The following is a 13,296-nucleotide window of genomic DNA, read 5'->3' as shown; positions in this document are numbered from 1 at the left end:
GTCAGTTCCTTCCCTGGGCGAGGTCGACCTTGAAGCCCTTGACGAAGAGTGCCGCGATGCCCAGGACGCAGAGGAAGAGGATCACGGACAGCGCCGACCCCAACCCGATCTCCGTCCTGTCGATGGTTTGTCGATAGATCAAGACCGACAACGATGTCGTGTCGTTCGCGCCGCCGGTCATGATGAAGATGTTGTCGAAGATGCGGAAGGCGTCCAGCGTCCGGAAGAGCAGCGCCACCATGACGGCCGCCTTCATGTTCGGCAGGATCACCTTCACCAGCACCTGCCACCAGCTGGCGCCGTCGACCTTGGCCGCCTCCTCCATGGAGCCGTCCACCTGGGCCAGGCCGGCCAGCAGCAGCAGCGACATGAAGGGCGTGGTCTTCCAGATCTCCGAGAGGGAGATGACGAAGAAGGAGGACCAGAAGCCGCCGAACCAGTTGTAGTCCTGCTCGATGAACGGCAGCCACTCCAGCCAGCGGTTGACGAAGCCGGTGTCCACCGAGAAGGCGAAGAACCAGGTGAACGCCGAGACCACGGTGATGATCGAGTAGGGGATGAGCACCAGGGTGCGCAGGGTGCGCCGCGGGATGACGATGCGGTGCATGACCAGCGCGATGATGAAGCCGAAGACCAGCTCGACGGCCACCGTGAAGACGGTCACCAGCACGGTCATCTTCATCGACGTCCAGAAGACCGGGTCGGTCAGCGAGACGATGTAGTTGCTCAGGCCGGTGAACTCACGGTTGTCCGGGTCGGTGAGCCGGTAGCTGAAGAAGCTGTTCCAGATCGCCTGCAGGATCGGGTAGCCGGTGACGGCCACCATGACGATGAAGGCGGGCATCGCCAGCTTCCAGCCGAGGCGCTGCTCGGCCTTCGCCCGGTCCGACATCCGGTTCTTCTGCGGGCGCTCCTCGGGCGCCTCGGTGGTCGTGGTGCTCACAGCAGCGCATCTCCGTTCAGCACGTCCTGCAGCAGCCTCGTGGTGCGCTGCGGCGTGGTATCCGGGTCGACCGACCCGGGCGGGGAGTACTCGCGCTGGATGCCCGAGGAGACGTCGCCGTAGTACTGGGTCAGCGGGCGGGGAGCGCCGGCGTCCAGGGACTCACGGATGAGGTCGGCCATCGGGAACTGCTCGCGGACCTCCGGGTCGTCGTAGACGGCCTTGCGGGCGGCGGGGTTGCCACTGCCGAGCATGTAGGCCTTCTGGCTCTCCTGCGAGGTAAGGCACTGAACTGCCTCCCATGACGCGTCCTTATTCTCGGAGGCCTGGTTGACGCCCATTTCGATGCCGCCCAGCGGCGGCTTGGACTCCTCACCCTCGACGGTCCGGGGGTAGCGGGCCCATCCGAGGTCGTCGAAGACCGCTGGGTCAGCATCTTTCAGTGACGAGTAGACGTAGATCCAGTTGACCATGAAACTACTCGTCTCCAGACGGAAGCCGTCTAGAGTCGTCGTCTCATCCGTCGAGCCCAGGGCCGGGCCACCGACGTTCTGGTCAACGAAGGACTCAATTACGGCTGCGGCTTCCTTGCCTTCGGGCGACTCCAGGCCGAAGGTCAGGTCGGCCGCGTCTGCACCCGGATTCTGCACGATTTGGCCGCCAGCTCCCTCGATCATGGCGTTGATCCACACGGTGTAGCCCTCGTACAGCGACGCCTGTACGCCGATGTCGGTGTCCACCTTGGCCGCGGCATCAATAAGTTGATCCCAGGTGACCGGTCGGCTCATGTCCAGACCTGCCTCTTGGGCCACTGACTTTCGATACCACAACAACTGGGTGTTCGCCCACAGGGGGGATGCGTAGAGCTGCCCCTTCCAACCCGCGCTCTCCACGGCTGCCGATACAGCATCCGCGGTGAACTCCTCGGTCAACTCACTCGGCACCTCGTCAAGGAATCCCGCTTCTGCAAACTCCGCAACGAAAACCGGGTCCATCGACATGAGGTCGACCCCCTTGTCGTTTGCGGCGAGGCGGCGAAGTAGCTGTTGACGCTGATCAGTGGCGCTGTTCGGGAGCAACTCAACCCTGATCTCGTATGCTCCGCCAGAGGCCTCGCTGCACTCACGCGCGAGCTGCGCCTGACCACCGCCGTTGGGATCCGCGCCGCCCGCATCGGGGTTGATGTACCACGTCAGCGTGCTGCTGTCGTCAGACGTGTCAGCCGATCCCCCGCATGCCGCGAGCACCAGGCCCGCGCCGGTGACGACCGCCGCCAGGGTCGCCGTGCGGCGTCCTCGTCGTCCAGTCACTGTCTGGTCCTTTCGTCCAAGACCCCAGCACACCCTCTACCCGTCGGCGGGCACGGCAGCACTGACGTCGGGGCCTTTCTACACCCATGAGAGTGGTCTGCGTCACCCCGGACCCGCACAGAATCTGACCGCGACCTGATCGTGACCCGACAGGGGTGCGATCATGACCGCGTGAGCACCGGATTCGACGACCTCATCTCCGCCAACGCCGGCTACGCCGACGCCTTCACCACGACCGGCCTGGAGGGTGCCGCGGCCGCCGGGATCGGCGTCGTGACCTGCATGGACAGCCGGATCGACCCGCTGGCGATGCTGGGCCTCTCCCTCGGCGACGCGAAGGTGGTGCGCAACCCCGGCGCGCAGGTCACCCCGGACGCGCTGGAGGCGATGGTCCTGGGTGTCCACCTGCTGGGCATCCGTCGGATCCTCGTCGTCGCGCACACCCGGTGCGCGATGACCACCCGCTCCGAGGACGAGGTGCGCGAGCTGATCTCCGGCTCCGCCGGGCAGGACGCCGCCTGGCAGCCCTTCCACGTCGTCGCCGACCAGCAGGTCCGGCTGGCCCAGGACGTGGCGAAGCTGCGCAGCCACCCGCTGATCGGCGAGCGCGCCGAGATCGGCGGCTTCGTCTACGACGTCGACAGCGGGCGGCTCAGCCATCACTGCTGAACTCGCCGACAACCAGACCCGATCGCGCAGCGCCAGACCGAACCCCGCCGGCAACGGCACTCACTCGCGGCAATCAATTGCGGAAGCCCTCGGACGTCACCTGACGATTTCTGTCGATCTGGTGGTTCAGGGTCCGGCCAAATAACGGTAAAGAGTCGCCCAAGATTCCGTCAAGATATTCCTTCGCCTGTGGCCAACGGCCAAGAACTTTGGCTTCCATATCTCATCGGGACAGTCTCGATGCTGTGCAATGGGTAAGGGGATCATCCATGAGGTTCTTCATATCTTTTCTCGTCGCATGCTCTCTAGCGCTCGCGACCGCCACCTCGGCGTCAGCGACCCAGTCGTCAGGTGATGGACCTGGAGCGCCGTCTCAGCCGCAAGTCAATCAGTCACTGTCCGCTGAGACGACTGCCAGTGAAGATGCCAACGTCGCCGAAATCGGCAAGGCGACTGCCTTGACTGGGACGAAGGCGAAGATGATCAGAGTCTGCAAGTCGTGGTGGAAGCTGGCGTGCAAGGGCGTCGACTGGTTCGTCGGAGGGTTCGTTTACGAGCTCTTCACCAACGGGAAGTCTCGCAAGTGCCGATCGGCTAAGGCCTACTACAAGGTAAACCCCTCAAACGGCAACGCCATCAAGTACTACACCTGCAAGAGGTATGCCTGATCAAGCCAGGGCGTCTGGTTCCGACTACCGGACGCCACCGCTTTGACTGGCGGGGTTGCGCACCCATAAAGGTGAGCAACCCCGCCATTCGCTGAGCCGGGCGCCGACGCTCAGAGCGCCAGGCGCTCGCTGACCACGCCGGCCAGGCGCTGGGCGACCTCGTCGGCGCGCCCCTCGGTGCCGGCCTCGACCATCACCCGCACGACCGGCTCGGTGCCGGACTTGCGCAGCAGCACCCGTCCGCCGTCGCCGAGCGCCGCCGACTCCTGGGCCACCGCGTCCTGGACCCCTTCGTCGATCTCCACCCGGTCCTTGTCGACGCCCTTGACGTTGACCAGCACCTGCGGCAGCCGGGTCATCACGCCGGACAGGTCGGCCAGCGAGCGTCCGGTCTCGGCCAGGCGGGAGGCGATCATCAGCCCGGTGAGCACCCCGTCGCCGGTGGTGCCGTGGTCGAGCAGCACGACGTGGCCGGACTGCTCGCCGCCGAGCGAGTAGGACCCGCCGCGCATCCGCTCCAGGACGTAGCGATCGCCCACCTTCGTCTGGATGACCTCGATGCCGGCGTCCCGCATGGCGTTGAGCAGGCCGAGGTTGCTCATCACGGTCGCCACCAGCGTGTCCTGGGCGAGCCGGCCGTGGTCCTTGAGGGTGAGCGCGAGGATCGCCATGAGCTGGTCGCCGTCGACGATCTCGCCGGCCGCGTCCACGGCCAGGCAGCGGTCGGCGTCGCCGTCGTGGGCGATGCCCAGGTCGGCGCCGCGCCGAACCACCTCGGCCTGCAGCTCCTCGAGGTGGGTGGAGCCGTAGCCGTCGTTGATGTTCAGCCCGTCGGGTGAGCTGCCGATCGTCCACACCTTCGCCCCGGCCAGCCGGAAGGCCTCCGGGGAGACCTCGCTGGCGGCGCCGTGGGCGCAGTCGAGGACGACCTTGAGGCCCTCCAGGTCGTGCGGCACCGCGGCCAGCAGGTGGCGCACGTAGCGGGCCGGGGCGCCGCGCATGTCGGTGACCCGACCGACGTCGGCGCCGGTGGGCCGGGCGGGGGCCTGGGCCATCCGGTCCTGGATGGCGTCCTCGACGGCATCCGGGAGCTTGTGGCCGCCGCGGGCGAAGAACTTGATCCCGTTGTCCGGCATGGCGTTGTGCGAGGCCGAGAGCATGACCCCGAAGTCGGCCTGGGTGTCCGCGGTGAGGAAGGCCACCGCCGGCGTGGGCAGCACCCCGACGTCGTAGACGTCGACCCCCTCGGAGGCGAGACCGGCGATCACCGCGGAGACGAGGAACTCCCCCGAGGCCCGCGGGTCCCGGCCGACGACGGCCAGCGGGCGCCGGCGCACCGGGTCGGTCTCCAGGCGCAGCACGTGCGCCGCGGCCTGGGCCAGGGCCAGGGCGAAGTCGGCGGTGATGACGTCGCCGTTGGCGAGGCCGCGGACACCGTCGGTGCCGAAGAGTCGTGCCATGGGTGGCGGTACCTTCCCTGCAGATGTGGGGCGAGCAGCGCCTCACGATAGCCGTCCGTCTAGGCTGAGGGCCTTGCGACCCGTCCCCGCGCCCGTCACGGAAGGCGCTCGATGATCGACTTCACCCCCTCCACCGGGCCGACCCTCGGCGTCGAGTGGGAGCTCGCGCTGCTCGACGGCGAGAGCCTCGACCTCACCCCGCTGGCCCCGGACGTCGTCCGCCGGATCGGCGAGGCCGACGAGCACCTCGCCCCGCGGGTGCACCGCGAGCTGCTGAGCAACACCGTCGAGATCGTCACCGGGGTGTGCGAGAGCGTCCCGGAGGCGATGGCCGACCTCACCTCGAGCCTGGCCGCGCTGCGCGGGGTCACCGACGAGCTGGGGCTGGAGCTGGTCTCGGCCGGCACCCACCCCTTCGCCCGCTGGCAGTCCCAGGAGGTCAGCGAGGGCGAGCGCTACGCCACGCTCATCGACCGCACCCGCTGGTGGGGCCGGCAGATGGTCATCTACGGGCTGCACACCCACGTCGGGGTCACCCACCGGGACAAGGCGATGCCGCTGCTCGTGGGGATGCTGCCCTACCAGCCGCACCTGCAGGCGCTGACCGCGTCCTCGCCCTTCTTCGGCGGCAGCGACACCTCCTACGCCAGCACCCGGGCGCAACTCTTCCAGCAGCTGCCGACGGCCGGGCTGCCCTTCCACTTCGAGACCTGGGCGGAGTACGAGCGCTACGTCGACGACCTGCTGGTCACCGGGGTGATCGACGACCTCAAGGAGATCCGCTGGGACCTGCGCCCGGCCGCGCACCTGGGCACCCTGGAGGTGCGGATCGCCGACGCCGTGCCGACCGTCTCGGAGATGGCGGCGATCACCGCACTGACCCAGTGCCTCGTCGTGCACCTCGACGACCGGCTGACCGACGGCGGCACCCTGCCGACCCTGCCGCCGTGGCACGTGCAGGAGAACAAGTGGCGGGCGGCCCGCTACGGCACCGACGCGATCATCATCCTCGACGAGCGCAACCGGGAGCGGCTGGTCACCGACGAACTGCACGACCTGCTGGAGCGCCTGACGCCGGTGGCGCGCCGGCTGGGCTGCGAGGACGAGCTGCGCTCGGTGGAGGACATCCTGCGCGCCGGGGCCAGCTATCAGCGACAGCGCGAGGTCGCCGAGACCCACGACGGCGACCTCGTCGCGGTCACCCGCTCGCTAGTGGACGAGATGCGCGCCGGGCACCCGCTCCCCCGCCCCTGAGAGCGATCGCCGCGAGGGGTCAGTCTCCCGGCAGCGAGCGCCGATTGCGCGCCTCGTCGGCGCGGGCGGCCAGCTCTCCGGCCGGCGGGTAGGTGACCTCCTCCAGGCTCAGCCCGTGGGCGGGCATGACCTTCACCCGGGGGTCGCGCACCCCGGCGAGCAGCACCTCGCGCGGCCACCCCAGGTCTTCGCGACCGAGGCCGACCGGGACGAGCGCGCCGACGAGGGCCCGGACCATCGAGTGGCAGAAGGCGTCAGCCACCACGGACCCGACCACGAGGCCGTCGTCCTCGCGGGACCACCCGTAGGAGAGCAGGGTGCGGACCGTCGTGGCCCCCTCCCGGCGCTTGCAGAAGGCGGCGAAGTCGGCGAGCCCGACGAGGCGGCCGGCTGCCTGGTCCATGGCGGCCACGTCGAGAAGCCCGCCGAGCCGGACGACCTCACGGCGTCGCAGCGCGTCGGCCCGCCACCCGTCGTCCCCGATGACGTAGCGGTAGCGGCGCGAGGTCGCGGCGAAGCGGGCGTCGAACGCGGGCGGAGCAGCCGCGGCAGCCGCGACGCGGATGTCGCCGGGGAGGGTGCCGTTGAGGCGAGCGACCAGGGCAACTCCCGGCTCGCGGCCGGAGCGACCGGGCAGCGCCTCCCAGACGGGGGTCGGCAGGTCGACGTGGCAGACCTGGCCGCGGGCGTGCACACCCGCGTCGGTGCGCCCGGCGACGGTGACAGCCAGCTCGCTGGTGCGGGTGACGGTGCGCAGCGCCTCGGTGAGCTCGCCCTGGACGGTGCGCCGGTCGGGCTGGGCGGCCCACCCGGAGAAGTCGGTGCCGTCGTAGCCGAGGTCGAGCCGGACGCGCGTCGTCTCGGGCACCGGCTGCATGGCGGCGACACTACCCGCGGAGGCGGCTCTCCCCTTCGCCCTCTCCCCTCTCGCCCCACCCGCCCTCGCCACAGACCCACCAGCCGCGGGGCACGGCGAAGGGGTCCCGCCCTGGTGGACGGGACCCCTTCGTTGGAGACGAGCGCGCAGCGCGCGCCAGCTCGATCAGCGCTTGCTGTACTGCGGCGCCTTGCGGGCCTTCTTGAGACCGGCCTTCTTGCGCTCGGGGACGCGGGCGTCCCGCGTGAGGAAGCCGGCCTTCTTCAGCGCCGGGCGGTTCAGCTCCTCGTCGACGCCGTTGAGGCTGCGGGCGACGCCGAGGCGGACCGCGCCGGCCTGGCCGGAGGGGCCACCGCCGCTGACCCGGACGATCACGTCGTAGGCGCCGTCCAGCTCGAGCAGGGTGAGCGGCTCGGCGACGATCTGCTGGTGGACCTTGTTCGGGAAGTACTCCTCGAGGGTCCGACCGTTGATCTTCCACTCGCCGGTGCCCGGGACGATCCGGACGCGGGCGATGGCCTGCTTGCGGCGGCCGGTGCCGGAGCCCGGGGCCGAGGCGGACGGGCGGCGCGCCGGCTCGGCGTCACCGACCGGGCCGGAGGACTCGGAGGTGTACGACGACAGCTCCTCGGTGCCCTCGTCGTCGGTGATGGTGGTCTCGGTGGTCTCAGGCACGGTGTGTCCTAACGTCCTGTCCCCGGCGCTTACTGCGCGACCTGGGAGATCGTGTACGGGGTGGGCTGCTGGGCGGCGTGCGGGTGCTCCGGGCCGGTGTAGACCTTGAGCTTGCCGAGCTGCTGACGCCCGAGGCTGGTCTTGGGCAGCATGCCGCGGACCGCCTTCTCGATGGCCTTCTCCGGGTTCTCCTCGAGGAGCTGGGTGTAGCTCGTCGACTTCAGACCACCGGGGTGGCCGGAGTGACGGTAGGCCCGCTTCTGCTCGAGCTTGGCGCCGGTGAGGGCGACCTTGTCGGCGTTGATGATGATGACGAAGTCACCACCATCGACGTGCGGGGCGAAGGTCGCCTTGTGCTTGCCGCGCAGCAGCTGAGCGGTCTGGCTGGCGAGGCGGCCGAGCACGACGTCGGTGGCGTCGATGACGTGCCACTGACGGGTGATGTCGCCCGCCTTCGGGGAGTAGGTGCGCACAGTTCTTGCCTTTGCTGTGTCGTGGGTTCTCGGTCGTCCGTGCTGACGGCTCCGTGGGCGTCACGGTCGGGCACCCAGGGGGCGGCCAGCACAACGATGCACCAGTCTACGGACGAAGGGAGCACCGCGGAAATCCTCAAGAGTCACCAGATCCGTTGCGCCGCAAGCCATCTGATGACACCGCTGGGCGCGACCCCGGTTGCCTGGCCGCGATCGCCAAACTATTCTGCAATTCATGTCCCGCCCCGGCCCCCCGTCCGACGAGAGCTGGCGGCTGCTCTCGCACCCGATGCGCTCCCGGATCGTCGCCCACCTGCGGGTGAGCGGCTCGTCCTCGGCGAGCGCCCTGGCCCGCGCACTGGTCACCACGAGCGGCGTGACGAGCTATCACCTGCGCGCGCTCGAGCGGGCCGGGCTGGTCACCGACACCGGCACGGGCGACGGCCGGACCCGGGTGTGGGCGATGAGCGAGGACGAGGCCGTCACGGACGACCTCACGGTCACCCACCTCGACCCGGAGGAGGCGGCCGACGACCTCTACCTCGACCACGACCTCGTCGACCACGCTGCCCAGCGGGCGCACGCCTGGGTCGACGGTGCCGCCGGGTGGCCGCAGGTGTGGCAGGAGGGCTGCGGCCTGACCGATCACCTCGTGCTCGTCGACGACGAGCAGCTGGTGGCCCTGACCGCCGAGCTCGAGGCGGTGCTCTCCCGCTACCGGCGGATCGGCGCCGGCACCCCGGGGGCACGCCGGGTGGCCGCCTACACCCTGCTCACCCCGCTGGACCCGCTGACCCGGGTGCGCCCGACCGGCTGAGCACTCCCCGCCCATACCCCACGACACGACGAACGGGGCCGCCCACCGGGTGTGGTGGGCGGCCCCGTTCGAGGTGTCGCGAGCGGCGCTCAGGCCTTGTCGTCGGCCTCGGCGCTGTCGGACCCGGTGCTCTCGTCGGCCTCCGTGGTCTCCTCTGCGGGAGCCTCGGTGCTCTCCTCGGCGGCGACCTCGGTGGTCTCCTCCTCGGCAGCCTCCGGCGCCGCAGCCTCCTCGTCCTTGGCGGCCCGCTTGGTGGCGGACTCGGCCTCGGTGACGACGGCACGCTTCGGCTTGGCGCTGACCGGCTCCCGGACCAGCTCGATGACGCACATCGGGGCATTGTCGCCCTTGCGCGGCGCGATCTTGGTGATCCGGGTGTAGCCGCCCTCGCGGTCGGCCATGTCCGGGGCCACCTCGACGAAGAGGCGGTGCACGACGCCCTTGTCCTTGACGACGGACATCACCTTGCGGCGGGCGGGCAGGTCCCCGCGCTTGGCGAAGGTGATGAGCCGCTCGGCGAGCGGACGCAGGCGCTTGGCCTTGGCCTGGGTGGTGGTGATCTGGTCGTGCTCGAAGAGGCTCTGCGCGAGGTTCGCGAGGATGAGCCGCTCGTGCGCGGGACCGCCACCGATCCGGGGACCCTTGGTGGGGGTGGGCATTGTCATTCTCCTTGGATGGTCTGACCCGATCGCTCGATCAGGTCGGGCGGCGGTGCGTCAGAGCTGCTCGTCCTCGGCGTACGAGGCGTCCTCGTCGCCGGACTCGTCGTACTCGTCGCCGTAGCCGGCGGCGATGATCGCGCTCGGGTCGAAGCCGGCCGGGCTGTCCTTGAGCTGAAGGCTCATCTCGTGCAGCTTGGCCTTGACCTCGTCGATCGACTTCTGGCCGAAGTTGCGGATGTCCAGCAGGTCCGCCTCGCTGCGGCCGACGAGCTCGCCCACGGTGTGGATGCCCTCGCGCTTGAGGCAGTTGTAGGACCGCACGGTCAGGTCGAGGTCCTCGATCGGCAGCGCCATGTCGGCGGCCAGGGCCGCGTCGGTCGGCGAGGGGCCCATGTCGATGCCCTCGGCCTCGACGTTGAGCTCGCGAGCCAGGCCGAAGAGCTCGACCAGGGTCTTGCCGGCCGAGGCCATGGCGTCGCGCGGGGCCATCGAGTGCTTGGTCTCGACGTCGACGACGAGGCGGTCGAAGTCGGTGCGCTGCTCGACACGGGTGGCCTCGACCTTGTAGGTCACGGCCAGCACCGGGCTGTAGATGGAGTCGACCGGGATCCGGCCGATCTCCTGCTCCAGCGACTTGTTCTGCTGCGCGGAGACGTAACCGCGGCCGCGCTCGACGATGAGCTCCATCTCCACGGAGCCCTTGTCGTTGAGGGTGGCGATGTGCAGGTCGGGGTTGTGCACCTCGACGCCGGCCGGCGGGTTGATGTCGGCGGCAGTGATCGCGCCGGCACCGGTCTTGCGCAGGTACATCACGACCGGCTCGTCGTTCTCGCTGGAGACGACCAGACCCTTGAGGTTGAGGATGATCTCGGTGACGTCCTCCTTGACCCCGGGGATCGTGGAGAACTCGTGCAGGACCCCGTCGATGCGGATCGAGGTCAGCGAGGCACCGGGGATGCTGGAGAGCAGGGTGCGACGCAGCGAGTTGCCGAGGGTGTAGCCGAAGCCGGGCTCCAGCGGCTCGATGACGAACCGGGAGCGGTTGTCGGCGACAACCTCCTCGCTGAGAGAGGGGCGCTGTGCGATGAGCACGGTGAATCTTCCTTCCCACGGGCGACCGCTATATGACGCCTCGTGAAGGTGCCGGTCACGAACCGGCGGTCGGTGCGTCTCTGTCCGCGCACCGACCCTGGGCGGGCCACCGCCCCCTTCGCCGACCCCGTGACGAGGGACGAAGGGGGCAGCGGCCCAGCAGGTCAGTTCTTCGAGTAGAGCTCGACGATCAGCTGCTCGGTGAGCGTGGTGTCGATCTGCTCACGGGTGGGCAGCTGGTGCACGAGGATCTTCAGGCTGCCCGGGACGACGTGCAGCCACGCCGGGACGGGCCGCTCGCCGAAGGTCTCGCGGGCCAGCTGGAAGGGGAAGCTCTCGACGGACTGCTTGCGCACGGTGACGATGTCGTACTGCTCGACCCGCTGGCTGGGCACGTCGGTGCGTCGACCGTTGACCTCGAAGTGGCCGTGGGTGACGAGCTGACGGGCGTGCCGACGGGTGCGGGCCAGGCCCGCGCGGTAGACGACGTTGTCGAGCCGGGACTCGAGGATCGTCAGCAGGTTCGAGCCGGTCTTGCCGGGGCGGTTGGCCGCCTCCTTGTAGTACCGGACGAACTGCTTCTCCATGACGCCGTAGGTGAAGCGGGCCTTCTGCTTCTCCTGCAGCTGGGTCAGGTACTCCTTCTCCTGGATCCGCCGGCGGCCGTGCTGGCCGGGCGGGAAGGGACGGAGCTCGAAGTTCTTGTCGCCGCCGACGAGGTCGGTCTTGAGACGTCGGGACTTCTTGGTGATGGGGCCGGTGTAACGAGCCATGTGCTATCTCTCCCGATTCTCAGACGCGCCGGCGCTTGGGCGGGCGGACACCGTTGTGCGGCGAGGGCGTGACGTCCTGGATCGCGCCGACCTCGAGGCCGGTGGCGGTCAGGGAGCGGATCGCGGTCTCACGACCGGAGCCCGGGCCCTTGACGAAGACGTCGACCTTCTTCATGCCGTGCTCCATGGCCCGGCGGGCGGCCGCCTCGGCAGCCATCTGCGCCGCGTACGGGGTGGACTTGCGCGAGCCCTTGAAGCCGACCTGGCCGGCCGAGGCCCACGAGATCACCGCACCGGTGGGGTCGGTGATCGAGATGATCGTGTTGTTGAACGTGCTCTTGATGTGGGCCTGGCCCACGGACACGTTCTTCTTGATCTTGCGGCGCGACTTGGCGCCGGTACGGGACTTGGGAGGCATTACTTACCCACCTTCTTCTTGCCGGCGACGGTGCGCTTCGGGCCCTTGCGGGTGCGCGCGTTGGTCTTGGTGCGCTGGCCACGCACGGGCAGGCCGCGCCGGTGACGCAGGCCCTCGTAGGTGCCGATCTCCACCTTGCGGCGGATGTCGGCGGCGACCTCGCGACGCAGGTCACCCTCGATCTGGACGTTCGCCTCGAGGTGGTCGCGCAGCGCGACGAGCTGGTCGTCGCCGAGGTCCTTGACCCGGGTGCTCGGGTCGATGCCGGTGGCCGCGAGGGCCTTCTGAGCGGTGGTCCGCCCGACACCGAAGATGTAGGTGAGTGCGACCTCGACGCGCTTCTCGCGCGGCAGGTCCACTCCGACAAGACGTGCCATCGTGTGGTTGTCCTTCTCTGTTCTTCCGGAGGTCTGGAGCAGCACCGGTCCGGGGATGGCTCCCCGCCATGAGCGCGGGGTTCCCGGTCCTCGGCCTCCGGGCCGAGGGTGACGTCCTGCGGGAGGCGATGCCTCCCGTCGATCCGGCGGACCGGAGCGGGGCTCCGGTGGCGCCTTCTTCAGGGGCCGGGTGCTGCGTGCGTGTGCAGTTGTCGTGCGTCGTCGGGACGATCAGGCGAGCTGCCTGGTCACCCTCCGCGGGGGCCGTGGCGGCCTGCGCTCAACCCTGGCGCTGCTTGTGGCGCGGGTTGCTGCAGATCACCATGACCCGACCGTTGCGGCGGATCACCTTGCAGTTGTCGCAGATCTTCTTGACGCTCGGCTGAACCTTCATGCCTTGGCATCTTTCATCGATCTGTCCCGGAGCCGGGAGCGGCACCGGGTCGTGCGGTCGTGCAGGTGCTGACGAAGGGGTGCGGCCGGGCCGTCCACCCGCCCCGCTCAGCGGTAGCGGAAGACGATGCGGCCGCGGGTCAGGTCGTAGGGGCTGAGCTCCACCACGACCTTGTCCTCGGGGAGGATGCGGATGTAGTGCTGCCGCATCTTGCCCGAGATGTGGGCGAGGACCTTGTGACCGTTCGTCAGCTCCACCCGGAACATCGCGTTCGGGAGTGCTTCGATGATCGTGCCCTCGACCTCGATGACACCGTCCTTCTTGGCCATACCCTCTCAATCCGTCGGATGGTCATCCTCTGGGTGAGGACGACCGGGATCGTCCACGCGCACCGCCGACGAGGGCAGGCACACGTGACCGACGCTCAATCCTAC

The 13,296-nt window shown here is 69.2% G+C and carries 17 protein-coding genes; 4 read left to right on the top strand and 13 right to left on the bottom strand.

Annotated features, from left to right (window positions below; all coding sequences use genetic code 11):
• Window position 1: 1 nt before the first annotated feature.
• Both BJY28_RS08560 and BJY28_RS08555 read right to left on the bottom strand, forming a co-directional pair.
• A complete protein-coding gene (locus BJY28_RS08560; RefSeq protein ID WP_179464020.1) occupies window positions 2-892 on the bottom strand; it encodes a carbohydrate ABC transporter permease in 891 nt (296 codons plus the stop codon).
• A 47-nt stretch (window positions 893-939) separates the two neighbouring features.
• A complete protein-coding gene (locus BJY28_RS08555) occupies window positions 940-2,253 on the bottom strand; it encodes an extracellular solute-binding protein (protein WP_179462641.1) in 1,314 nt (437 codons plus the stop codon).
• 171 nt (window positions 2,254-2,424) lie between these two features.
• Between BJY28_RS08555 and BJY28_RS08550 the strand changes: the two genes are divergently transcribed.
• Window positions 2,425-2,922: a carbonic anhydrase gene (locus BJY28_RS08550; protein ID WP_179462640.1), complete on the top strand. Its 498-nt coding sequence runs from the start codon at window positions 2,425-2,427 to the stop codon at window positions 2,920-2,922.
• Window positions 2,923-3,191: 269 nt separating this feature from the next.
• A complete protein-coding gene (locus tag BJY28_RS08545) occupies window positions 3,192-3,590 on the top strand; it encodes a hypothetical protein (protein ID WP_179462639.1) in 399 nt (132 codons plus the stop codon).
• Window positions 3,591-3,700: 110 nt separating this feature from the next.
• Here BJY28_RS08545 and glmM read toward each other — a convergent pair whose 3' ends face one another.
• Window positions 3,701-5,050: a phosphoglucosamine mutase gene (gene glmM, locus BJY28_RS08540; RefSeq protein WP_179462638.1), complete on the bottom strand. Its 1,350-nt coding sequence runs from the start codon at window positions 5,048-5,050 to the stop codon at window positions 3,701-3,703.
• 111 nt (window positions 5,051-5,161) lie between these two features.
• Here glmM and BJY28_RS08535 point away from each other — a divergent pair, with 111 nt between their 5' ends.
• Window positions 5,162-6,304 carry a glutamate--cysteine ligase gene (locus tag BJY28_RS08535; protein WP_179462637.1) on the top strand — a complete coding sequence of 381 codons (1,143 nt, stop codon included), beginning with the start codon at window positions 5,162-5,164 and terminating at the stop codon, window positions 6,302-6,304.
• A gap of 19 nt (window positions 6,305-6,323) precedes the next feature.
• Here BJY28_RS08535 and truA read toward each other — a convergent pair whose 3' ends face one another.
• The 3 genes from truA to rplM all read right to left on the bottom strand — a co-directional run bounded on the left by truA (window position 6,324) and on the right by rplM (window position 8,329).
• Window positions 6,324-7,181: a tRNA pseudouridine(38-40) synthase TruA gene (gene truA / locus BJY28_RS08530; RefSeq protein WP_179462636.1), complete on the bottom strand. Its 858-nt coding sequence runs from the start codon at window positions 7,179-7,181 to the stop codon at window positions 6,324-6,326.
• 165 nt (window positions 7,182-7,346) lie between these two features.
• On the bottom strand, window positions 7,347-7,856 hold the full coding sequence (gene rpsI / locus BJY28_RS08525; protein ID WP_179462635.1) for a 30S ribosomal protein S9: 510 nt from the start codon (window positions 7,854-7,856) through the stop codon (window positions 7,347-7,349).
• 29 nt (window positions 7,857-7,885) lie between these two features.
• Window positions 7,886-8,329, bottom strand: coding sequence for a 50S ribosomal protein L13 (gene rplM / locus BJY28_RS08520; RefSeq protein ID WP_179462634.1), 444 nt, complete (start codon window positions 8,327-8,329; stop codon window positions 7,886-7,888).
• 235 nt (window positions 8,330-8,564) lie between these two features.
• Here rplM and BJY28_RS08515 point away from each other — a divergent pair, with 235 nt between their 5' ends.
• Complete coding sequence (locus BJY28_RS08515; RefSeq protein WP_179462633.1) at window positions 8,565-9,146, top strand: winged helix-turn-helix domain-containing protein; 582 nt, start codon at window positions 8,565-8,567, stop codon at window positions 9,144-9,146.
• A gap of 89 nt (window positions 9,147-9,235) precedes the next feature.
• Here BJY28_RS08515 and rplQ read toward each other — a convergent pair whose 3' ends face one another.
• The 7 genes from rplQ to infA all read right to left on the bottom strand — a co-directional run bounded on the left by rplQ (window position 9,236) and on the right by infA (window position 13,191).
• On the bottom strand, window positions 9,236-9,805 hold the full coding sequence (gene rplQ, locus BJY28_RS08510; protein WP_179462632.1) for a 50S ribosomal protein L17: 570 nt from the start codon (window positions 9,803-9,805) through the stop codon (window positions 9,236-9,238).
• A 57-nt stretch (window positions 9,806-9,862) separates the two neighbouring features.
• Complete coding sequence (locus BJY28_RS08505; RefSeq protein ID WP_179462631.1) at window positions 9,863-10,900, bottom strand: DNA-directed RNA polymerase subunit alpha; 1,038 nt, start codon at window positions 10,898-10,900, stop codon at window positions 9,863-9,865.
• Window positions 10,901-11,064: 164 nt separating this feature from the next.
• Window positions 11,065-11,673 (bottom strand): 30S ribosomal protein S4, encoded by a 609-nt coding sequence (gene rpsD / locus BJY28_RS08500; protein ID WP_179462630.1) that lies wholly within the window; start codon window positions 11,671-11,673, stop codon window positions 11,065-11,067.
• Between the two features lie 19 nt (window positions 11,674-11,692).
• Entirely contained in the window at window positions 11,693-12,091 is a 399-nt protein-coding gene (rpsK, locus tag BJY28_RS08495; protein ID WP_179462629.1) for a 30S ribosomal protein S11, read from the bottom strand.
• Window positions 12,091-12,468: a 30S ribosomal protein S13 gene (gene rpsM, locus BJY28_RS08490; protein ID WP_179462628.1), complete on the bottom strand. Its 378-nt coding sequence runs from the start codon at window positions 12,466-12,468 to the stop codon at window positions 12,091-12,093. Before rpsM ends, rpsK begins: the two co-directional genes overlap by 1 nt.
• Window positions 12,469-12,748: 280 nt before the next feature.
• Complete coding sequence (gene rpmJ / locus BJY28_RS08485; RefSeq protein WP_179462627.1) at window positions 12,749-12,862, bottom strand: 50S ribosomal protein L36; 114 nt, start codon at window positions 12,860-12,862, stop codon at window positions 12,749-12,751.
• 107 nt (window positions 12,863-12,969) lie between these two features.
• Window positions 12,970-13,191 carry a translation initiation factor IF-1 gene (gene infA / locus BJY28_RS08480; RefSeq protein WP_114202802.1) on the bottom strand — a complete coding sequence of 74 codons (222 nt, stop codon included), beginning with the start codon at window positions 13,189-13,191 and terminating at the stop codon, window positions 12,970-12,972.
• Window positions 13,192-13,296: the final 105 nt, after the last annotated feature.

The sequence above is a fragment of the Janibacter alkaliphilus genome (genome assembly GCF_013408565.1).
Taxonomy (GTDB): Bacteria; Actinomycetota; Actinomycetes; order Actinomycetales; family Dermatophilaceae; genus Janibacter; species Janibacter alkaliphilus.
This window is presented reverse-complemented; position numbering and strand designations above follow the sequence as displayed.